Genomic DNA, 22,779 nt, shown 5'->3' with positions numbered 1-22,779 from the left:
GCGTCTTTACGCTATTAGGCTAAAGTTTGCGCGATTCTGACAAACATTCAGGTCTGTGCACCCTCACATCGCAAAAAAAGCCGCCCCCCACGAAACAACCCGTGGGGAGGCGAACTTGTTTACTGCAAAATCAATTGAGCCAAAGTTGCCAAATCGACGATGTCTACACGACCATCATTGTTCAAATCTGCGATTTTGTACTTCTCCCAATCTGGGTCTGCGGATGTTTTGCCATAGGCGGCTGCAACAATCGCCAAGTCACCGATAGAGTATTTACCGTCGCCATTCGTGTCCCCAGGATTCGGAGTAATAACCGATTGGTTAAATCTTTGCAGCGCTACATTCAGATCAGCAATTGCCTGAACAACCTGAGCATTGGTCGCACTCGCATCGTTAGCGACAAGGCTTGCTTTGTCGATAGCCGCTTGCAGCGCTGCTTTGGAACCAACAGGATACTGGCCGATAGCCGTGCCTTCTGTAGCAGCATCGTGCTTGCTCTGAGCTTCAGCGATGCGTGTATTCAACACGGTTTTATCCACAGCTGCAAGAATGCGGATGCTTTGAGTGGCTCCGTCCACTTCTGTTTCTGTGCCTTCTCCGCTGGCCAGAACGAGATTGGTGAGCTTGACCGTTGTCGTTACATCCTCACCCGTAGCCTTTGCTTTCCAATGAAGCTTCAATAAATCGCCATTTACGCTTGCGCCCTTTACATTCGCCAAAATGAAGCGAACGCTGCCTGGCCCTGCTTTTTTATCGACGATGATCAAGCCATCTTTTAAGCTTTCCGCAGAAACGAATTCAAGCTTATTCGCATCATACGTAACGCTCAAATCTTGGGCATACACATTTTGTGTGATACTGCTCAAGCCAAATGTCGAATCAAAAGATTGCCCGCTTGAAACCGTTGCCGGTCCGGTTAGCGACGACGTCGGATCATTGACAATCGGGCCGACGGAGAAGTAATCGAATTGTGCCGGGATCGATGTGCCATCGGACGTGGAGATCGCATAGAGCCCGACCTTCGGATTCGTTAATTGTACCGTAACCGGATCTGCACCTTGCTTCCAGCTGGAACCGTCCCAATAATAGGTCGTGTAAACGTTGCCAACTTTACGAATTTGCAGGTAGGACGTATCGAAACCGGGATGTGTCGCCATATGGCCGGCTTTGGTGTAGACCGCGCTTTTCTCATACGCTGTTTCTAAGGATTTTCCTGTTGAGCCATCTGTATCCCAAACATGTCCGAACCTCACGTAGTTATCTTCGTCCTGCCAGACGAACAGTCCGGCCTGCTGGAAGTTCTTCCTTACCTCGGCGGTCACTTTTGTCGTGATGACGAAATCGCCGCTCGGCGCATTTTGCAAAAACACATTCTTAATCGCATTTGAAGTCCCGAAGCTGTCGCCGGTTAGCGTTTGAATCGTCAGTTTACCGGGATTGGTCACAAGGCTCCAGTTCGCATTATTTTGACGATAAATGCTCCAGTTGCTGTTTAGCGTGGTGCTGTCGAAATTATCTACCGTGGAACCCTTAGGAAGCGGATCGTTCACCCCGGCGAAGACGGTTTCCTTTTCAGCCGTTAGTTTGCTCAGCGATTGCTGGTAATCGTTCGCCGTTGATTGGCTGTCCGCAAGCACCTGCTTAGCGGCTTGAATGACGCCTTGGAAGTGCTCCACCACATTTTGCTTATATTGGCCCGGCTTATCGCCTACGACCAGCTTGCTGTAAAGCTGCTCTGCCACTTGGATGCCGCCGGACAGATCGTCAGCATTCACGGTGCCGATCAATTCACGGTGTGCATTGGCAATGCGATCGAAGTCAAGCTTCTCAACCTTGCGGTCATATGAAAGCAAACCGTTAATTTCATACTCGACATCGGTAATTTGCGTATAAATAGCTGCGCTCAAACCAGGGTTTGCTTTGAGATTTTTCAATTGATTAATATAGTCGATGTATTTGTCCGTAATTTCTTTTTTACTTTTCATTTCTTGATACGAGAACACGAGCGGACTCCATTCATGTCCAGGCGTGTGCAGGCCAAGGCCTCCGTATTCGCCGAGAACAGCAGCACGCGTATCCGTAGGCTTCGGTGAGTTCGGAGCTGGATAGGCATGCATGTCGACCAAGTCGCCTGCGCCGGAATCCTGCCAACCGCTGGCGTTGTTGATTAGACGTGTCGGATCTAGACTTTTCACGTAATTGGTCGCGTCCTTGGTTTGCTGTCCGCCCCAATCGAACTCGCCCCAGCCTTCATTAAAGACCGTCCATTCAATGATGGATGGTACGCTGCGGAGTTGATCGACCATTTCTTTATATTCCTTAAGCCACTGCGTTTTGGCAGCTTGTGTAATATCCGAGCCATGGTTGCCCTGACGATCCTCCAAGCTCGGCATATCCTGCCATACGAGAACGCCCAGCTTATCGGCCCAGTAGTACCAGCGAGCAGGCTCCACTTTAATATGTTTACGGATTGTATTCATACCGACACGTTTCACGGCTTGAATATCAAATTTCAAGGCATCCTCGGTCGGAGCTGTGTAAATCCCATCCGGGTAAAAGCCTTGATCGAGCGGCCCCATCTGGAACACGAATTTGCCGTTCAAGAGCGGTCTTGTAATGCCGTCTACTTTCCCAAGTTTGATCTCCCTCATGCCAAAATAGCTGTCCACTTGATCAACAACTTGATTCCCATTTTTCAAACGAACTTGCAAATCGTACAAGAAGGGATCATCCGGTGTCCAAAGTCTTGGATTCGGAACGGGGACTTTCAGTTCCGTACCGGCTTGCCCGCTGATTCTTCCTACCTCTTGGCCGTCTTTCAAAGCAACAGCTTCAACTGTAAGATTGTTAGCAGCTCCCGCAGGAACGGTTAATTTTAACGTTTGATTCGTAAGATCAGGCGTCATATCCAGCTTTTCAATATGCGCCGGAGCGACAGGCTCCATCCAAACCGTTTGCCAAATACCGGAGACAGACGTATACCAAATACCGCCCAGCTTTTTCACGGTTTGCTTGCCGACGGCTTGATCTTCGCCATTATCCGTGTTATCCAATACATGAACGATCAGTTCATTATCGCCTGCTTTTAATTGATCGGTAACATCGAAGCTGAACGATGTGTAACCGCCTTTGTGCTCGCCGACCTTCACGCCATTGACGTACACCGTTGTCAAATAATCGGAGGCGCCGAAATTCAACATGACGCGCTGCCCGTTCCAATCGCTCGGAACCGTAAATGATCGCTTATACCACATGAGATTCTCAACGCGTTTAATGCCCGAAAGCACAGACTCCGCCGCAAAAGGAACAACGATTTTCTCCTTCAGTTTTTGCCCGGTTGGCAGCGCATCCCCGGCTTTAGCAGATTGGAACTCCCATTCCCCGTTCAAATTTTGCCATTTGTCGCGAACAAGCTGCGGTCTCGGATATTCAGGCAGCACATGCTCTTTATCCAATTGGCTTGCCCATGGCGTCATGATCTGATAGGTAGAATCGTTTATCAGCATTTTATCGAAAGCTTGGACGGCTTTTCCATCCTGATCTTGCAGACCGCCCTTTCCGTCATAAGTTGCCTTAACTAACCAAACGTCCTTCGAATACACCGGATATTGAAAAGTAACCACGATGGTGCTGTTATCCCCTTGTTTGAGCGCTGCCGAAGCGATTGGCCAATTGCTGCCCATCACGTTGACATTGAAATGATTTACAAATCCTTCAGGCAGCTGCTGCACGGCTTTATCCAGCTTCACTTCCGCTGTCGCGCCATCCGCAGAAACCTTGCCTCCGTAGGAGAAGCCGCTTGGCGGGGTCAATGCTGCTGTCGGTACGGCTGATTTGGGTACAGATGGACTTGACCAACGCATATGAATGTTTGATCCGCCTGTATGCTCGAAATATTCGACCTTGATTGCATATTTTTGTCCCGCAACCAGTGAGATCGGCGCCGCCACCTGCTCCTTGTCCCAATCGTCCACCCAGTGATCAATAATAAGTTTATTGTCGATCCAGAGACGGAAACCGTTATCCCCAATAATGGAGAACGTGTAATCTTCGGAAAATTCGGGCTCAATGAACCCGCTCCAACGGACATTCACATTATCCTGCTGTCCTGTTAAAATACCGAATGCCGGCTCCAAATTGCCGAAATCCAGATTCGGATCAAGAACAGTTGCCTTTAACGTACCAAAGTTAAACTGCGGAGAGCCCAGATTCGTATAGTACTCTCCTTTTAAGCCGTGAACAACAGGCTCGTTTGGCGATTCCGCTGCTTGCGCATGCAAGGTCATCAACGGAGCCGTTGAGATCGTGCCGAATGCATAAGCGGCGATGAGCAGCTTACTTAACGTCTTCTTTAACTTCATTCTTTTCCAGCCTCCTGATCATAATGTTGAATGGGGGGAGAGCGCTGCTGAGCCTCTCTCTTTTTGTGCATGAACTCCTTTCATTGGAAGAATACAGATACATTATGTATCATTCGGTGTAGGAAGTATTTAAGTTAATCCGCTTTTTTGTACGTTATTTTGTCAAAAGATTATAAATTGACATCGCCGCTTGGGCGATAACGGACCTCATTGTCGTTATCTTCGATAATTGGGCTTATGCTCATCAATAACGGACTCCGGAGTCGTTAGTAGACCAAGCAACCACCTAAATACGCACAGATTTCGTGAATAACTGCTCTGGGGTCCGTTAACATTCATTCATGGCTGTTTTCCTTCGATTAAAGCCTGCTCTGTCCGTTAGCGCCCAGCCGACACGATCTTTGCAGCTGCGGAAACCCAGATAGCTACTTGTCTAAACTCGTACGTTGGAGCGTGGGGAGGGAATTGGGTATAGGATTCCGACCGCTTCTCCATCCCATATCCATTCCCTTTTTGTTCTACTTTGTGCTGCCTTCGACTTCTCTTTTTCCGGAAACATTTCACCTTCGCATGCTTGGTACCGGCTCAACTTGAGACCCGCCCGATTAAGCGGAACTCTGTTCCCTTATTTCGGCGAAAAGCGGTATATCGGACGCCCGAGGGGAACTACAGGGTCTTATTTCACCTCAATGTGGTAACGATCTGCTCAGAATGGTGAAATAGCGGACCCTAGTTCCCTTCCCCCTGCCTAAGGGGCTGTTTCCAGCAAAATAGCGCCCTGTAGTTCCCCTTTCAGCGAGAATCGCCGTCCCTGCAAGAAGGGGGAAGCGCAGCAACAAAAAAGGAGCCAAGCACGTACAAGCCGCTTAGCTCCTTTTTTCATTCAATTAACATTTCGCCGCAAGCAACTCTTTATGGCGAGAAATGACGATATCAATCAAACATCGGTATATGTCTGAGGCATATTCCGGGTTCAAACCATTCTGCTCTGAAAGTTGAGCAATCTTCTGAAACTGTTGATTCTCACGGCTGGCATCTTGTGCTTGCAAGTGATTGTTCGCTTTGTAGATTCCAACTTCTTCTGTATATTTGAATCTCTGTGCTAATAAAGCAATGATTTGCCGATCAACTTCGTCAATGTTAGTTCTAAGTTCTTCCAGTTTAGTCATCCCATGTTCCTCCCAGCTCAATCCGTTCGTTTTTCCCATCTTACATGCGGGATTCTCCGTTTTATTTTAGATTAAAATGGGTGAACATTCAACGCTTAAAGAGGAAGAAGTGGATGGGTAGTCCCTTAGTGCTCGTTATTTTTATAATCCGTAGGCGAATATCCGGTAAATTTCTTGAAGCATTGGCTGAAATATTGCGGATTGCTGTATCCGACTTTCTCCGCTACCTCATAGGACTTTAAACCACTCATGCGAAGCAATTCAATGGCTGATTTCATCCGGGTTTGCAGAAGAAAATCGCTGAAAGTAATCGACTTCTCCTTTTTGAAAAGGATGCTTAAATAAGTCGGACTGATATGAACGTGACGGGCGACTTCTTGAAGCGATAGCCCCTCCGTAGCATAATGGCTCTCAATATAAGCAATTGCCTTATGCACCATGCTCTGAGTTTGAATCTCGCGCTGCCGGTTCGCAATGTCCAGGAAGCGCGATGTTATTTGGCGAATAGAAGCAAAAATATCCTGAATCGTTTGGAAACGTTCCAATTCACTATAATACGAATAAACACTCTCGAGACTTTCCTTCATTTTCGCATTTCGATTCGCAATTTCTTCCAACTCTTTGAACAAAAGAAGGCTGATCTCAATGCCGATTAAGCGAACCTGGGCTAAGGAGACGAATTTGATTTGGAGCAGCCTCTGTTCGATATCATCCAGTATGGCATGGGCTTCTTTTTCCAGTCCCAATTTTACTTTCATGACAAATTCGTTCTCTAACTCGTTTAAAATGATTTCCGTCGAGCTTGTAGGAGGAAGGCCGGTGTCCCAAACGGTCAACACCCTGTTCGTTCCGATCATATGACGGAATTCAATAGCCGCCTTCGCATCGCGATATGATCTGGAAACGTCTCCGGGTTTGTCATAAATAAAGCCAATGCCAACGGTCACCGTCGTTTTCAGAAATTTCTCTACGTTGACTCGAATCGTCTCGGCAATTTGCAACGCCCGCTGTTCAATATGATCCTGCTCGCCGTCTGCATTGTAAATGATAACAATCTCATCGTTTTCCGATTCAAATACAATCCCCTCATAATCGCTTAGCATCGTTTCCTCTGCCACGTTCAAGATGCAGTATTTCAGCATTTCTTTGCCAAAACGGTTCTGGTAATCGGGATAGCTGTAATCGTCAGCGGTTAATAAAATAACAACATATTTGGATCTTGGCAGCTTAACATTGAGAAATTCGCTATGGGAACGGATTTCGTCCTCCGGTAAATTCTCTTTGATCATTTTCCCCAAAAACCTTTGCCTCAACAGCGGCATGCCTTCCAAAACTTTCCGCTTCATTTCATTCTCATATTCAAGCTCGACCTTCGCCCTTTTGGCCGTATCCAAAAGCGTCGGCGTATCGACCGGCTTTAATAAATAATCAAACACTTTTAACTTCAATGCTTTATGAGCAAGCTCAAACTCGTCAAAGCTGGTCAGCATAATAATTTTCATATCCGGGTATTTCTCTTTCACCGCTTCCGTCAACTGGAAACCGTCCATAAAGGGCATTCGAATGTCCGTTAACAGGAGATCAGGCTTCACATCCGCAATCAGACTCAGCGCTTCTTCGCCGTCTCTCGCTAAACCGACAAGTGTAAACCCGTTCTGTTCCCATGGGATTGTACGCGATAACCCTTTTCGAATAATACTATCGTCATCTACTATGATAACTTTCATTCCTAAGCCCCCCCGCACTTTTATTCGTAAAATGGGATTCTAATCATGACGGTGACGCCGCCACTCTGCCTGTTCTCGTAAACAAGACCAAAGCTTGCCCCATAGTTAAGCTGAAGCCGCTTGTTTATATTGCCAATGCCAAAGCCCGGGATACTCCCGCTATCCGCCTCTTCCCTTAAGCTTTGATTGATGGCTTTTACCTCTTCCTCCGACATCCCCTTGCCGTTATCCTCGACATAGAGCCGCACCTCATGATTGGCTGCTTCGCCCCAAATGCGAATTAATCCTTGTCCGCGTTTTAACTTCATGCCATGATAGATCGCATTTTCTACGAGAGGCTGCAGAGTAAGTTTGACAATATTGCAATTCATAATGTCCGGTTCAATATCGATTTCATATATAAAATCTTCGCCATACCGCATCTGCTGAATGTACAAATAATTACGAATATGTTCAATTTCCAGGGAGATCGGAATAATCTCGTTCCCTTTATTAATGCTGATTCGATAAAAGTTAGATAACGCCGCCACCATTTCGGCAGCATCCTTATGTTCTTCCATTTCACACAGTTGTTTGATCGAAAATAGGGTATTGTACAGAAAATGCGGCTTAATCTGTGACTGCAGCACGGCCAGCTCCGCCGACCTCTTTTTTTCTTGTTCTTCCTTGATTTCCGTTAACAAATTTTTGATTCGCAGCATCATATCCTGTATGCCTCTGCTCAGTACGCCGATTTCATTGGAAGGGACCGCTTTATACAAGATAGGCAGATTCCCGTCTTCAATGCGATTCACGGTATGCGTCAATTTAATCAAAGGTTTGGTAATAATATGCGCGATAATATTGGAAAGCAAGGCAGCAGCAACAATAGCGAGCAGCATCACCATGATGATCACCAGTCCGATGGAGTTCACTTTGTTATAAAGCTCCCGTTCCGGTACGATAGCTGCAACCTTCCACTTATTGAGACTTAACGTATCGTAAACGATAAGCATTTTTTCGCCGTGTTTGTTCGTTATATTGATTTTCCCGGACGGTTCGTCTACATTCATCAAATCTTCTTGTAGTCTTACTTCGTCAATCTCGTATCTGTCTTCTACGTTTTTAAAGCTCATAACCCCGTCATTGCTTACGATGCACAAATAACCATTGGTGCTGATCTTAGCGTTGTTCAATAAATCGCTGAAAAAGCGATTTTTCAAATTCATCATGAAAATGCCCTTCGTACGCGATTTATCTTTGCCGAACATCCGGTATACGCTGATGACCTGGGGGGCAGCCAGCTGATTCTCATCATGAATATTGAGCCATTTAATAACGGAGAGACGCTCGCTCTCCAATTTACTGCTATAATCATCCAAGGAAATATTAACGGTTGAAATTAAGGAATTATTTTGTTTATACTGCGATACTCGTCCTTCGTTGTAATAAAATAATACGGAGTCCAGCATAGGATAACGTTCAAAATAGGAGTCCAACGCTTTATTCATAAAGATGTAATCCTCCGGCTCCAAGGGCACGCCCGGATCATCTGTCTTGTTCATAATTGAGATCCATTCGGATTTATTTTCTAAACCAATCAGTTCAGCAATAAATGCGGTTAATTTGTCGCTTAATAAACTTTTCGTTTGAGCGATCGTATCGTTCAAATTGGTGAATGCGTTTTCTTTTAATTGCTGCGAAGCGAGCATAAACGAGATCGTTCCTGTAACCAGTACAAACACAATAGTGATTGGGATGAATAACCAAATGATCGTTGACTTTAATGAACGAAATACTGGCACAGAAATTCTCCCCTAACGAACAGCATTCAGGGAGAGCGAATCATCGCTCACCCTAAAAAAGGATACTGATCTCTTATTTTTTCATTGCAGCTTCATAATCTGCTTTTGCTTTTTCCATCGAAGTCGCCCAGCCGTTCACGAAATCGGCTACGGTCATTTTTCCGGTCAGCACTCTTTGGAAATCAGGCTCCAGCTGCTGTGTCGTAATTTTCGTGTAGTCCGGCAAATGAGTCGGCAGCTTTAAAGCAATCGTATCTTTATCGGCGAGCACTTCTGCGCCTTGTTGAATATGCTGCGTAGTTTTCACGTAATCGCTATTCAATGAGTCTGTGTTGGTAGGCATTTGACCGATATTTTGATTCCAATACGTTTGACTGTCCGCACTCATTAAGAAACTTAAGAATTTCCATGCCTCCTGAGGATGCTTAGAGTTTTTGAACATCACTAAGCCGTTGGCAACGGGAACGACAACTCTTTTGCCGTTATCCGCTTTTGGCGGAATAACACCTGCGAATTTATCGTTACCCAGATTCGTTACGTGGTCGTTGTAAGAACCGAAGTTATGTTGAATCATAGCTGAAGTTCCCGTGTCAAACGTTGCGTTCATCTCTTTATTGCTGTTCGTCACGTCGCTTACAGGCGTATTCTTCTTATAAAGAGCGACATACTTGTTTAAAAATTCCGTAATTTTCGGATCTCTAACGGTAGCTTTGCCATCCGGTGTAAAGTATTCCGAAATGCCGGAGTAGGCATAAATCATCGATGTGAGCTGATTGATACTACCGGCCCCGCCTCGAATGCTGAATCCGTAACGGTTGTTTTTAATATCGGTCAGCTTGTCAATGTTGGTGAAGAAGTCCCCCCACGTTGTAGGCGCTTTCAATCCAGCGTCCTTCACCCAATCCGTTCGATACCAAAGGATATCCAGAAACATCGTATGCGGCAGATAGTACAGCTTTTTGTCCGCTGACAAACCTCGATCGAACTCTACGATATTTGCAGCAATTTTATCTTTCTCGCTCCAATCCTTAAAGTACGGATCAAGCTCTTGAACGGCGCCTTTGGCCACGAAATCCGATAACCATACCATGTTGATACCCGCTACATCCGGGGTGTCATTAGCCGCGATGGAAACATCGTACTTTTGTTTGGCCCCGCTTGCCGGAATCCCTACATACTCGACTTGGATGTTCGGGTTCTTCGCTTGAAAACGCTTAATTAACTCTTCGTAAAAAGGAGTCCGGTTCGGTCCAGGATTCTCATCCCAAAAAGTAAGCTTCACTTTCTCTGCCGGATTGGTTGCTTGTGCTGTAGGTGCGGTTGTTGGTTTCGGCGCAGTCGTCTCCGTCGTCGTGGAACTTCCACCGCTGCTGCACCCTGATAGTGTCAACGATAAAGCCGATCCTACTACCAATAACATCTTAAGCCCCTTTGTGTACATGTGAACATCTCCTTTAATCTTATATTTAATATATCCTAAATCCCCTTTCGAAAATAGCCTCGAAGAGTGAATTAGTTCAAAATCCATTAGCCTTTTACAGCGCCTGCACTAATCCCTTGCACCAAAAACTTCTGTACGTAAGCGAACAAGATTGCCGCCGGCAGCAAAGCAATTACGCTTCCCGCAGCCAAAGCGCCATATTGAATGTCAAATTCACCCTGCATATAGCGAAGTCCAACCGGTAGTGTGAACAGCGCCTTTTTGCTAATCAACATAAGGGCAAATAAGAATTCGTTCCACGATCCGATGAAGGTGTATACCATGGTTGCCACAATACCCGGCACAAGGATTGGAAAAATAACCAGGAAGACAGATTTCAATCGGCTGCATCCATCGACCATCGCCGCTTCTTCAAGCTGCTCAGGAATATTGCTGATAAAGCCGCTCATGAGTATCGCGTTGAATGGAAGCTGGAACGTACTGTTGATAATGACCAATGCCATTAAATTGCTCGTGAGGTGCAGCGTTCTGAAAATCTCGAACATCGGGATAAGAAGCATTGCCCCCGGAATAAACTGGGTACATAACAGTAGCAGCATGAAAAGCTTCTTGCCTTTGAACTTAAACCGGCTGATCGCGTAGCCTACAAGAATAGAGCAAACCAGCACGATGAGGACGGTCAATAGTGCTACGATTAAACTGTTGAAGAAATACTTGGAGAAGCCAACGTTATTCCATGCAATCAGAAAGTTTTTGAACGTTGCAGGCATTGGCAGGTATTTGATAGGAAGCTTGGTAATGTCGGCCTCTCTTTTGAACGCGGTGACGAGCGCCCAAAACAACGGGAATAATGTGAATACCATCGCCAGCAGCATCGGAATATACAACATAAATGCTTTTTCCACGATCCTCGGAAGAATTGGCTTAGGCTTCATCGTTTGCGTGTTTATCATGCTTACTCTTCCTTTCCATATCCGCTTAATTTCAGGTAGAACACTGCAAACAACAATAGGATGATAAAGCCAATGACTGTGAGTGCCGAACCGTAACCAAAGTCTTGCGCGACAATTGCTTGCTTCACGATGTACATCGGGAGTGTTGTCGTTAAATCAATAGGTCCGCCCGTTCCGTTGGTCATAACAAAGATTAAGTCGACGTTATTGAATTCCCATACGGCCCGCAGCAGCGTCGTTAGAATGATCGTTGTTTTCAAGAACGGAAGCGTAATATGGATGAAAGATTTCCATCTTCCTGCGCCATCCACCACAGCTGATTCATACAAATCACCGGGTATTGTTTGCAGACCGGCAAGCAATGCGATGGTGAAGAACGGTATTCCTCGCCATAATTCAGCCGTTACAATAGCAGGAAAGGCGGTCGTTATTTCCGAAAGCCACGCAATTTTATGATCGATAAGGCCTAGTTTTAAAAGGATATCGTTGAGCGGCCCTATTTGTTCATTAAATATAATTTGCCACAACGTAGAGGTTACAACCCCTGAGATCGCCCAAGGCAAGATGGCTGCGGACCGGAATAATCCGCGGAATTTGAAAGCTTGATTCAGCATAAGTGCGATGCCTAACCCACATATGAGCTGAAGCGCGACCTCGATGAAAACCCATTTGGCCGAGACCCATAAGGTTGAAAAAAACAATTTGTCAGAGGTGAAAATCGTTTTAAAATTGCTTAGCCCCACAAATCCATTCTCGTAAGCTTTCGTCGGATTAAATTTCTGCAAGCTGAAGTAAAACACATTTCCGACGGGGTAGAACAGAAAGACAATAATCAGAACAATCGCGGGCGCGATCAAGAGGTAAGGCAACCACTGAATGCGCTGCTTCTGTTTCTTAACGATCGCCCCGTTTACAACGGTTACATGGTTTGTACTCACTGGGTTTCCTCCACTTCAAGTTTCTCGGGTTCAATTGAATCCGTTTCTATATTTCAATTGTAGGACAGATCGGCAACACGGAGAATCAAATATCATTATCAGAGTGTTTAAGATCATTAACAGATATTCCGAAAATAAATCCACTAGAAATTTGTATAAATTAAAAATAGTGGAACAGGTGAAAATCCTGTCCCACTATTTTTAATTTTGCTAAACAAACTGATTTAGTTTATTTTCGTGAGGCTAATAAAGTCGAAAGATGCAGATCCAGCTACTGTAGAAGTGAAAGTAAACGTGTGACTGCCTGCGCTTAAATGCACGTTTGCAAATGCGCTTGCGTACATCCCTTGAGGCGGAGTCGGCGTCCCCACCAGAAGCTCATTTACCGGTGCGCCCACGCTGGTTCCATCAATGGACAACTGTAAGGTAGCTCTGCCTGTATTTTTCTTATAGCCGAACAACACATCGTAGTTCCCGTCCGATGGAGCGATTACCGTAAATTGAATGGACCCGTTCAGCGGAAAGGTGTATTGCAAATGAGTTCCGCTAACTGCGCCGTTCCGAACATAGCTGCCGGCTGTGTCATCGGTAGCCGTTTGTTTGCCGGAAAGAGAACCCGTTATCGGATAAGTTCCGGTCGGATCAATATCATATACGACATCCACTAATTTAATCGTATAAGTCTTGACCACCGTTCCGTCTTGCGAAGTCACTTGCAGCTGGTCTCCGCTGTACAGCACCGCGCTGCCCGTCAAAGAACCCGTAGCATAAACAGCATCGATGACCGTATAAGTCGGCTTCGTTGCGTCTACCGACTCAATCTCGGCAAGCAGGTTTGCAGCCGTGATGCCGGTTTTAGCCATAATGAACATGTCTGCATGATAAATAGCGATTACATTAGGGTGGTCGGCAGCTTTCGGTTGGACGTATGCATTAGCAGCAAGAGCACCCACCATAATTTTGTAAGATGCCGTCGTTGTTCCATCCTCTGCCTTTACAATTAACGTGTACACGTTATTTGCCAGAGCCTGCCCTGCCGCTTGTGCGGTTCCACCTGCATTATTTACGGTGTAAGTTTGTATGGAGCCGTCTGTGGAAGCAAGCTGAGCCGTCAATTGAGCAACTGTGGTCGTTGTTCCGGATACACCCACTCTTAGCGATGAAAGATCAACAGCTGCAACATTCGCATGACTCGCTGCCAATTGAATATTCGTATTGCTGCTTAAAACCGCCGCAGCAACGTTGATCGTGTACTGCGCTGTCGTCGTTCCGTCTGCCGCCGTAACAACCAAGATATCTCCGGTTACAAGCGCTCCGGCATTCTTAGCCAGGCTGCTTGAATCCGTTACGGCATATGTTTGCGTCGAGCTATCGCTGGATGTCACTTGCAGCTTAACTTGATCTACCGTCGCTCCGTTCGTCACGTTCACTACATGCGCGACGGAATCAACAGCCGTCACATTCGGATGACTCGCAGCGTACTGAATATTCGTGTTTGTTGACAGTTGCGGCGTGGCCGTCGCGCCGGTCAATCTTACGTAATCGATCACGATGCTGCCCGCAGCCGTCGCCGTAAATCGCACGGTATGAATACCTTTCGTCAGCGTGACATTTCCAAGAACAACCGGAACAAATACATTGGCTGTAGCCCCGTTCTGGTTCGTTGGAGAACCGATATCCGTGCCATCCAAAGAAACCTGAACCGTCGCTCTGCCCGTCGTATTGGTTTTATACTGATAACTCAGATCATACATACCGGCTGTAGGAACATTGACGGTTAATTCTACATAACCTCCAACGGCAACCGCACTGGTTTGCAGGTAATTAATGCCATTTGTTGACGAGGTTGAGAGCGTAACACCTGCGCTTTTTGCAGCGGTGGTAACTTGTGACTCTCCCTCTACAGTAATGACATTCGGAACGGAAATTTGATAATTTTTCGTTGCCGTTTCGTCCTGAGAAGTGACAACTAACACATCTCCTGTGACCAATTGCCCCGACGACTTTGCATTGTTACTGGAGTCCTTCACAGCATAGGACTGTGTTGTGCCGTTCGTCGACTCTACTTGACTGATCAAATCGCTGACTGTCGAACCCAGTATGGCAGTAATGGTAGAGGTTGCTGTATCTAACGCCGACAGATTCGCATGTCCGGACAGCTTCAACTGGATCTCCGTGTTCTGCAAATTCACAACCGTTTGATTCGGATAAGTCTGATTGCCAGATACGGTTACATGACTAATATCTGCAAGAGATGTTAGCGCTGAACCCCATGTATTCTTGTAGTAAGAGGAATTCGTAACAGTTATATCACTTGCATTCCTTAGCTGTAGGACATTCGGGTTGCCGGAGCCGCTGACCATTTTCACCGTATCCAAAATAGCATTGGAAACATCATCCAGAACGATGGCAAATCGATCATCATTTTGCTCAAAATTTGTCGTGACATTTTTGAACGAAAGACCTTTCACATGTTTGGCCCAGAAGCCGTAGGATGGCTGCTCCCCAATATCACCGATGTTGTATTTCCCAACTCCCAGCTCCGGTGGACTCTTCAATGTATCAGCAAAGCTATTTCCGCCCTTGACTAAAACATCCACATTTTCAAAGTTCAGATTTTCAATGTAGCCGATGTTGCGTCCATCCGGAAGCACAGGACCCCCGTCTCCCACTTTATAGCCCGCAATGATTGGCGCTGCCTTACTCTGATTCGTATAGGCAGCCCATCTCTTGGAAGGATCATTATATTGACTTCCTCCATAAACCTGCTCAATATTAACATCCTTGATGTAAATATTTTTTACCACGCCAATATTTACGTTCGTGCTTAACAGCTCATCTCTCTGTGTGCCGTTTTCCATCCATTTCATTTTAGTCGCGCTGCCACCGATCACACGTCCTCTATTTGAAATAGATATAAAGAACGGGGCCCGCGTGCGTCTCATCTGTGCCGTATGGTGGACAGTACCTGTATGTCCATAATTCAGATATACATTTTCAACATGCGCGCCGTCATTCGTAGAAATGGAGAAGCCTGCTTTATTTCCTGCCAGCACATAAATATTATCCACATAGAGATTTTTAATGTCATCTACGGTTTCACTGCCGATTTGGAATAGATTACAGTTCGTGTCACCGATAATATTGCGGACATAATAAGTCGTTGCAGGTCTGGTAAAGCCTAACGAAGAGTCGCTTCCCGGTTTTACAATATCATCGGAAGAACCTCTGACATAAATATTTTTGGCTGTAACAAAGCTGCTCTGCATATAGTCAAATACATCTCTGGCACTGCCACTTGCATCCTTGCCGTAATAAAAGTCGTGCGTGTTGATATGGTCGGTACCCGTGGCCAGCATAGCAAAATGTCCTGCCTTATCCACTCTGAGCATATTGCTGATATCCGTATTCTTGACTTCATTGGTACCGTCCTCATTAATGCTTTGAATATAATAAGGTTGGTCCGTGGCAGGTGAATTAGTCTCTTGGTACCACAGGTCGAGCCCGTTATCCAAGCCGCCGAATTCGAAATTTGTACACAGCTTCACTGTAACCATCTTGTCTGTACGATTGTCAGCAGCATTATTCATGACTCCATCACTGGTCGTTAAATTCCCATTGCCAGTAATTCTGCCGTTGCCAATGATCTTGATATTATCTAATCTTTCGCCAAAAAACATCGCGTTTCTAAAATAGGTATGACCTACATCTTGCTTGGTCATGTAATTTTCAGGATCTTTATAGGGTCCGGTGTCCGTTGCCGATGTACCCGCGCGATAGGCTTTATCCGAGAAATAAGTTGTCTCAGGAGCATCTCCGCCTTTTAATGCAGAAATTGTTGCATTGCTATGGATGTATAGATATACATTGCTTTGAAGTTGAACCGTTCTCACATTGAAGGTGCCATTCTCAAATAATAGCGTGCCGCCGCCCAAAGAATTCAAATACACAATCGCATCGTTAATGGCTTGCGTATCATCAGCAGTACCATTGCCCTTTGCACCCAACAGCTTAGCATTGAATTTGCCTGTATAGAATTTGGCAACGTTGGAATCTCCGCTATTTTCGCCACCGTTAACTACAAGCTTAAAGTAGTACTCTGAGTCCGGAGTCAGGTTAGCGACCTCCACTTCGTTCCCTTGGATACTGATCGCTGTTTGAATTTCCGCCCAAGTGACTCCCTTATTCGTTGATTCCATCAGCTTAATGGATGTGGCATTCTTAGCAGCACTCCAAGTAAACTTTGCTTTCGTATACGCTTCAGCGGTTTCCTTATAAGTAAGACTCTTATCCAAGACACGATTGAAATTGCTGATCGTATTTACGGCTTGCAGACTCACGGACCCCCAGGGACTAGTTAGTACTTCAGGTTCGGAAGTTTTATAAGAGGCTTCAAATTGATAACTGCCTGCGTCTACGGCCACACCCTCGAAAGTAATTTGAAGATCGGCTCCATTGGCCGGTCTAAGATCAAGTCCCTTAAATGTAATGAACTGGCTGCCATCCAAATTGTCGGTAATCGCAACCGTACCAACCTTTTGGAACCGGTACCCCGCTCCTACTCGGCCTATCGATTGTGTTTCAAGCCCTGAAAGCTTTACTTTACCTCTGCCTATAACATTGACCGATGTATTGTCCAAAGTGGCGCCAATACCTTTTGGAACCTTTAGCACAACCTCTGTTGCGGGACTTCTCATACCTGCGAAAAAATTCAACACAACGTCGGATTGCGTTTTTGCCGTTATTACGCTATTTTCCAACTGCATTTCGCCTCTTAACGCGCCTTTGATCACATTGACCGTATAATTATGCGATTCTTCTCCTGCAGTTACCGTTAAAATGTCACCCTGAGCGATAGGATCCGCCAACTGCTTCGTTCCGCTTCCATCTTTGACTGCATACGTTTGGGACGCCGAAGTTTTCGAAGTAATTTGCCCCAGCAATTCACCTACTGTTTTTATTGCCAAAGTGGTAAGACCTGCGCCTTCAGCTGTATCGACGGTGTACATATAAGTGTTCCCTGATGTAACGCTAATCACATCTTTTGAGATATCACTAACATAGTTATATCCCTGATTTTTGATTTGAATGTCCGTTGCAGCAGCAGTCACACTGCTTTTCTCAGGAACTACTACGGCTATGCCGGTCGTGCTCGCTTTGGTGTTATCGGATGTTCTTGTAATTTCCAATACGATATTCACGGTAGTTTCTGCCGATGGAGGCACTATGGTTCCATTAAGCGCAATAACATCTGTGTTGCTTGATATCTTGATTGCAACCGTGAACCCTGCCGGTACTGCCGGGAGCATTAAATCAGTGCCATCCATCGCCGGCGCTTCGATCGCTGTAATGGCTGCTGCCACTTGGGCGGCTGTTTTGCCGGCTTGTTCTCCTCCGGATGAACCGCCATCGGAAGAACCCCCTCCAGATGTACCTCCTGCGGACGTTCCTCCACCCGCTGATGTCGGCGCAGTTACATCCGTTTTCACGCCATCCGCAATCGTGACATGCGACGGTTTCGGTTCCATCTTCACGCCGTCCGCATTGATTATGGCGTTTTCAATGCTGCCGCTGCCTTTTACTTCCACTTGCGCATCCGCTTTGAAGTTCGTTACGGCAGCGTTCGCTCCCAATTGTACGGTAGTACCGCCAGCCCATTTTTGAATATGGACATTGGCAACTTTTCCGCCTAAAAGCTCAAGCGATGCCTTGGATTGGATCTCGATTTGATCCACCGTACCGTTAAGCAATTGAACTGTAGCGCCAGGGGCTTCCACCGAGATGCCGGTAAAATTGCCGTCCAAAACAATGCGAACTTTCCCATCCTTTTTAAGAACCATTAATGGCCCTACAAGCGTCGATTTGCTAATGAGAATGCTGTGCTCACCGCCACCCCGCACAATCGTCTGGCCTTTCACAGTTACATTTTCCATCGACATGTTTCCATCGCCTACACCCTGTGCTATGTACAAGTTGCCTTCGATCACCATATCTTTTAGTTTTACATCCTTGGTGTTAATCACTAAATTAGAGGATACATGACCGGTGTAAGTCTTCGCCTCATTTTTCAATTCTCCAACGATAGCGTCGATCATTTTGACGAATTCCGCTCTCGTGATGTCGGCCTGCGGATCGAAAGCGCCATTCTCGCGTCCGGATACAAATCCGCCTTCCAGAAGAGCGTTCACAGCCTCCTTGCTCCAGCTTGCAATAAGGCCGGCATCGGTGAATCGATCGGATATTTTACTGTCTTTCGCTTTTAAATCAAATGCCCGGGAAAGAATGACTGCCGCTTCCTGCCGGCTGATCGGTGCCTCTGGTCTGAAATTTCCCTGATCATCCCCGGAAACGATCCCTGCCTCTACAGCTTTGGATACATCATCCGCATACCAAGCGCCCACTTTTACATCCGGGAATGAGCGATTCGCTCTATCCGTATACCCAAATACCCGGCTCACCAAAGAGACAAACTCCGATCTGGAAATGGATGCATCTGGTTTGAACGTTGCGTCTTCATACCCTTGAATCAAGCCTTTCTGAGACCAACGGTTGATCTCGTTTGACGCCCAGTGACGGGCAACGTCTAAGAAACTTGTCGAAACTGCAGCAGCATCGGTCGTAACCCCAACTGCTGAGGGTGTCTCTGCTGCAGCTGCTCCTACACCTAAAGATGCCGATGAAAATAGCATCGATAGAACCTGAATAGCTGCAAGCGCTTTCTTCGTGCTGTGAAGCATATGGTGTCCCCCTTACTTGTAATACTTTTATTATAAAATAAATGTCTATACCAATAGAGTTTAAAATTTTTATGGGATTGTTAAAAATCTTTTCAATAGCATCGATATTCTGACTAAAATTGTTTGTTTTTGTCATTTGGTGTAACTTCGTGAAACCCAAAAAAGCCCTCCCCCCTGCCGGGAAGAAAGCGTAGTCGTCAGCTGCACACCCTTTCAACTATTTCGATTATAAGCTAATGCTTCTTCCGTGATTCGTTTGATATCCACCGGTGAAGTAATTTCGTCGTTAACCATATCCGGCAAAATGTTGTTCAAAAAATAATCAACACAATATAAAGGGATACTATTTATTTTAATGAGTGCGTCACGGTACATTTTAATAAATTCTTTCTCTGTGTTTCCTCTTTGAAGCTCAGCGAATGCCTCATACACTTGATCCATTTTATCTGCTACTTCTAAAATCAAACCTTCCATGGAGCTGTCTTTTCCCTCGCGCAGCTGTTTATGAAAAATGTCTTTATACTCATCGGGAATCTGTTCTTCGATAAAGTTATAAACCATGCCTTCTTCTACTTTTTGAATTAATAAACGAAGCTCCGGCGAAGCATGCTTGACAGGCGTTTTGATATCTCCAATGAAAATTTCACCGTAATCATGACTACTTGTAATTTCATAAAGCTTCTTCCAATCAATGGTTGCGCCGTTTTTTTCCTCAATGTCTGCAAGAGTTTTGGCGTATTGCACGACTTTCCATGAATGAGCGGCGACACTATGTTCCTCAAACTTGAACTTTCCCGGGCAGCGGATAATTCTTTCCAAATCGTTTAAAGACCTGAAATATGAATGGATCCCATACGTTCAATCCTCCCTATTATGTTAAATAGCTCGTCCATTTTATTCATGATCTTCACATTTATTAGTATACTAGCTGCCTGTAAAATCTAGATTAAATATGATGCGCGATATCGTTAAAAGTCTGAAAGCATTGAAACTTAAAGAAACCATCAGGCCACCTCTCCCCGTAACTGCAAAAAGTCTTTTATCGACCTGCAACTGGCAGCATGTGTGGAACAACTGTACTCGAACGAGCGCGGCGTATGGATGCTCTGCTCTAAATAGAGGAACTCCATTCCCTTATTTCGGCGAAAAGCGAAGATCCGGGCTCCTGAGGGGAACTACGGGGTCTTATTTCGTCTCAATGATCTAACAATCTGCTCGGATGGTGAAATAGCGGACTCTAGTTCCCTTCACCTTGCCTAAAGGACTGTTTCTAGCAAAATAGCGCCCTGTAGTTCCCTTCCCCTCTTCCCGCGAAATAAAATACTAAAAAAGCCTGATTTCCCAGGCTTCAGTTAAAGCATTTACACCACAATCAGCATCCCGCCTACCGCACCCGCGATGACCACAACCCAAGGCGGCAGTTTCCAAAAGACGAGCATCATAAACAAAACCGCAGCCAAGACAAAATCGGCAGAAGATAGGATCGCCGTCGTCCAAAGCGGGTTATATAGCGCTGCGAGCAAAATGCCAACGACAGCTGCGTTGACTCCGGTCAGCGCGCCTTGAACTTTAGCGCTCTTCCGCAACGTATTCCAGAAGGGCAGAGCTCCGACGATCAACAGGAATGCTGGAAGAAAAATAGCCACCGTGGCAATTATTGCCCCCGTCACTCCGCTTATCATCGCTCCCAAATACCCAGCGAAGGTGAATAAAGGTCCAGGTACTGCTTGCGCCGCACCATAGCCTGCCAAAAAGCCCGACTTGCTAATCCATCCTGTCGGCACAACTTCGCTTTCAAGTATGGGAAGAACAACATGACCTCCGCCAAAGACAAGCGACCCTGACCGATAAAAGCTGTCGAATAAAGCCAGCCACTCCCCGGCAGCAAATTGCCGAAGCACGGGAAGCAGAATCAAGAGCCCGAAGAAGACCCCCAAACATAGCACTGCAATGCTGCGGCTAATGGGAACGGGGAAATTCGATTCATTCGGAATCTGTGTATTTTTAAATAACAGCATGCCAACAATGCCCGCAATACCAATAAGGAGAACTTGGCTAAAAGGCGTTTGCCACAAGACAGTAACAGCCGCTACAAGGACGGCGATTGTTGCTCTATTGCGGTCAGGAGCAAGTTTCTGTCCCATGCCAAGTATGGCTTGAGCGACGATAGCTACGGCGACGATTTTCAGCCCGTGAATCCAGCCTGCGCTGCCAATATCGAATCCTTGCAGCAGAAAGGCGAACAGCACCAACGCAATCACCGATGGCAAAGTAAAGCCAAGCCATGCTGTCAATCCGCCGAGCAACCCGGCGCGGATGACCCCAATGGCTATGCCAACCTGACTGCTGGCAGGACCGGGCAAAAATTGGCATAGCGCGACCAGATCCGCATAGCTTCTTTCGTCCATCCATTTACGGCGCCGTATGTATTCGTTATGAAAATACCCGAGATGAGCAATCGGCCCTCCGAATGAAGTGACACCCAATTTGGCAGATACAGCCAATATTTCGAGAAGAGCTCCCGGATTCCTTGCGGGCTTAGGTTGGACAGCCGCATCATCTTTTTCCACGAATCATCATACCCCCATACCTTTTTCGAACCCCAATGCCGCTTAATAACTATGCACAAAAAATAAACAAGCGGCTACTTATCCATAATAGCTAATCTTCTTTTGAGCGGCAAACATATAAAATTAACATAAAGCCTCCCCACCTCATTTAGAAGGTAGGGAGGCATTGTTGCAGGAGCTTCACTGGGATTGATTAAAGCTGGTTTACTATGCAAATTCACTGCGTAATCGTTCTTCAAAATATTCATCCATATACGTTTTAATGAAACCGTCGCGTTTTTCCGTATTTTCTTCCTTCTTGAAGAGGCCGCTCCTTCTTAGCCGTTCTTGCTCCGGCTGTTGACTCCACAGATCGCGGGCTTCCTTTTCAAGTGCGAGGTTGATTCTACGAATTGTCAGATATTCGTTGGTTCTTTCGCTGCGCTCTTTTTCATAATCCGGCGCAGGGGGAATAAGCTTCTGTATTTCCTCGTTTTGCCGCTTCAGTTCTTCATAATGCAGAAGTTCAAGCTTCCTCTGATCTTCGTGCAGGACCTTCACTTCTGCCACAATCTCGCGCTGACGGCGCTGTTCCTCCTCCCTATCAGGCGGTGCCGGCAGCATCGTTCTTAGCTCCTGGTTTTGGGATAACAATTGCTTATTTTGGTGTGACAGATCCGTTACAAGACTACTTAAGTGGGAAACGCCTTCTATTAGCGGTTTCATAGCGGTATGGATGCGTTCTTCAAGCAGCACCGCAAGCCCCTCCTCAAACATCTGTTTCATAGCGTCGGAAGAACGTTCGGATACCGCTGGAGGAGCAGGAGGGACGACAGGAACGGGTAGCGTTCTTGTCGCGTTCTTGCGAACATGGTTCATGGTTGAGCTTGCAGCAGTCTTCATGCTTTGACCAGCATCCAGACGCTGTTTTAAGATTTCAAATATATCAATGTCATGTTGCGTAAAAATCCGGTTGCCATTATCCTCTTTGCGGAATTTGTACCCTCTTGCTTCGAGAGCCATCGCATATTTGCGTAAGCTTGAATCGCTTACCCGAAGATGTTCGTGTACTTGTTTTGGACTATAAACCAATTCTAAATCTAAATTCACCATTTGATCA

General features: G+C 46.0%; 11 protein-coding genes. All 11 read right to left on the bottom strand.

Features of this window, described 5'->3' with window-relative positions; all coding sequences use genetic code 11:
• Nucleotides 1-119 precede the first annotated feature (119 nt).
• A complete protein-coding gene (locus tag GC097_RS13680; protein WP_171683854.1) occupies nucleotides 120-4,361 on the bottom strand; it encodes a PA14 domain-containing protein in 4,242 nt (1,413 codons plus the stop codon).
• Between the two features lie 887 nt (nucleotides 4,362-5,248).
• Nucleotides 5,249-5,530, bottom strand: coding sequence for a chorismate mutase (locus GC097_RS13675; RefSeq protein ID WP_171683853.1), 282 nt, complete (start codon nucleotides 5,528-5,530; stop codon nucleotides 5,249-5,251).
• Nucleotides 5,531-5,655: 125 nt separating this feature from the next.
• Nucleotides 5,656-7,257: a response regulator gene (locus tag GC097_RS13670; RefSeq protein WP_171683852.1), complete on the bottom strand. Its 1,602-nt coding sequence runs from the start codon at nucleotides 7,255-7,257 to the stop codon at nucleotides 5,656-5,658.
• 20 nt (nucleotides 7,258-7,277) lie between these two features.
• Complete coding sequence (locus tag GC097_RS34960; protein WP_171683851.1) at nucleotides 7,278-9,041, bottom strand: sensor histidine kinase; 1,764 nt, start codon at nucleotides 9,039-9,041, stop codon at nucleotides 7,278-7,280.
• A gap of 73 nt (nucleotides 9,042-9,114) precedes the next feature.
• The gene (locus tag GC097_RS13660) at nucleotides 9,115-10,482 is read right to left on the bottom strand and encodes an ABC transporter substrate-binding protein (RefSeq protein WP_171683850.1); all 1,368 of its coding nucleotides are present in this window, start codon (nucleotides 10,480-10,482) and stop codon (nucleotides 9,115-9,117) included.
• Between the two features lie 86 nt (nucleotides 10,483-10,568).
• Complete coding sequence (locus GC097_RS13655) at nucleotides 10,569-11,435, bottom strand: carbohydrate ABC transporter permease (RefSeq protein WP_246294216.1); 867 nt, start codon at nucleotides 11,433-11,435, stop codon at nucleotides 10,569-10,571.
• 2 nt (nucleotides 11,436-11,437) lie between these two features.
• Entirely contained in the window at nucleotides 11,438-12,373 is a 936-nt protein-coding gene (locus tag GC097_RS13650) for a carbohydrate ABC transporter permease (protein WP_171683849.1), read from the bottom strand.
• 224 nt (nucleotides 12,374-12,597) lie between these two features.
• Nucleotides 12,598-19,110 (bottom strand): S-layer homology domain-containing protein, encoded by a 6,513-nt coding sequence (locus GC097_RS13645; RefSeq protein ID WP_171683848.1) that lies wholly within the window; start codon nucleotides 19,108-19,110, stop codon nucleotides 12,598-12,600.
• Between the two features lie 213 nt (nucleotides 19,111-19,323).
• The gene (locus GC097_RS13640; RefSeq protein WP_171683956.1) at nucleotides 19,324-19,959 is read right to left on the bottom strand and encodes a YfbR-like 5'-deoxynucleotidase; all 636 of its coding nucleotides are present in this window, start codon (nucleotides 19,957-19,959) and stop codon (nucleotides 19,324-19,326) included.
• 512 nt (nucleotides 19,960-20,471) lie between these two features.
• Complete coding sequence (locus tag GC097_RS13635; RefSeq protein ID WP_171683847.1) at nucleotides 20,472-21,680, bottom strand: chromate transporter; 1,209 nt, start codon at nucleotides 21,678-21,680, stop codon at nucleotides 20,472-20,474.
• Between the two features lie 207 nt (nucleotides 21,681-21,887).
• Complete coding sequence (locus GC097_RS13630; RefSeq protein ID WP_171683846.1) at nucleotides 21,888-22,772, bottom strand: hypothetical protein; 885 nt, start codon at nucleotides 22,770-22,772, stop codon at nucleotides 21,888-21,890.
• Nucleotides 22,773-22,779: the final 7 nt, after the last annotated feature.

It is taken from the genome of Paenibacillus planticolens (assembly GCF_013141725.1).
Taxonomy (GTDB): Bacteria; Bacillota; Bacilli; order Paenibacillales; family NBRC-103111; genus Paenibacillus_E; species Paenibacillus_E planticolens.
This window is presented reverse-complemented; position numbering and strand designations above follow the sequence as displayed.

What these genes read in the sequence shown, in the direction of transcription:
- GC097_RS13680 (WP_171683854.1), bottom strand. Translation starts at nt 4,361, where the DNA reads ATGAAGTTAAAGAAGACGTTAAGTAAGCTGCTCATCGCCGCTTATGCA.
- GC097_RS13660 (WP_171683850.1), bottom strand. Translation starts at nt 10,482, where the DNA reads ATGTACACAAAGGGGCTTAAGATGTTATTGGTAGTAGGATCGGCTTTA.
- GC097_RS13630 (WP_171683846.1), bottom strand. Translation starts at nt 22,772, where the DNA reads ATGGTGAATTTAGATTTAGAATTGGTTTATAGTCCAAAACAAGTACAC.
- GC097_RS13655 (WP_246294216.1), bottom strand. Translation starts at nt 11,435, where the DNA reads ATGATAAACACGCAAACGATGAAGCCTAAGCCAATTCTTCCGAGGATC.
- GC097_RS13670 (WP_171683852.1), bottom strand. Translation starts at nt 7,257, where the DNA reads ATGAAAGTTATCATAGTAGATGACGATAGTATTATTCGAAAAGGGTTA.
- GC097_RS13645 (WP_171683848.1), bottom strand. Translation starts at nt 19,110, where the DNA reads ATGCTTCACAGCACGAAGAAAGCGCTTGCAGCTATTCAGGTTCTATCG.
- GC097_RS13675 (WP_171683853.1), bottom strand. Translation starts at nt 5,530, where the DNA reads ATGACTAAACTGGAAGAACTTAGAACTAACATTGACGAAGTTGATCGG.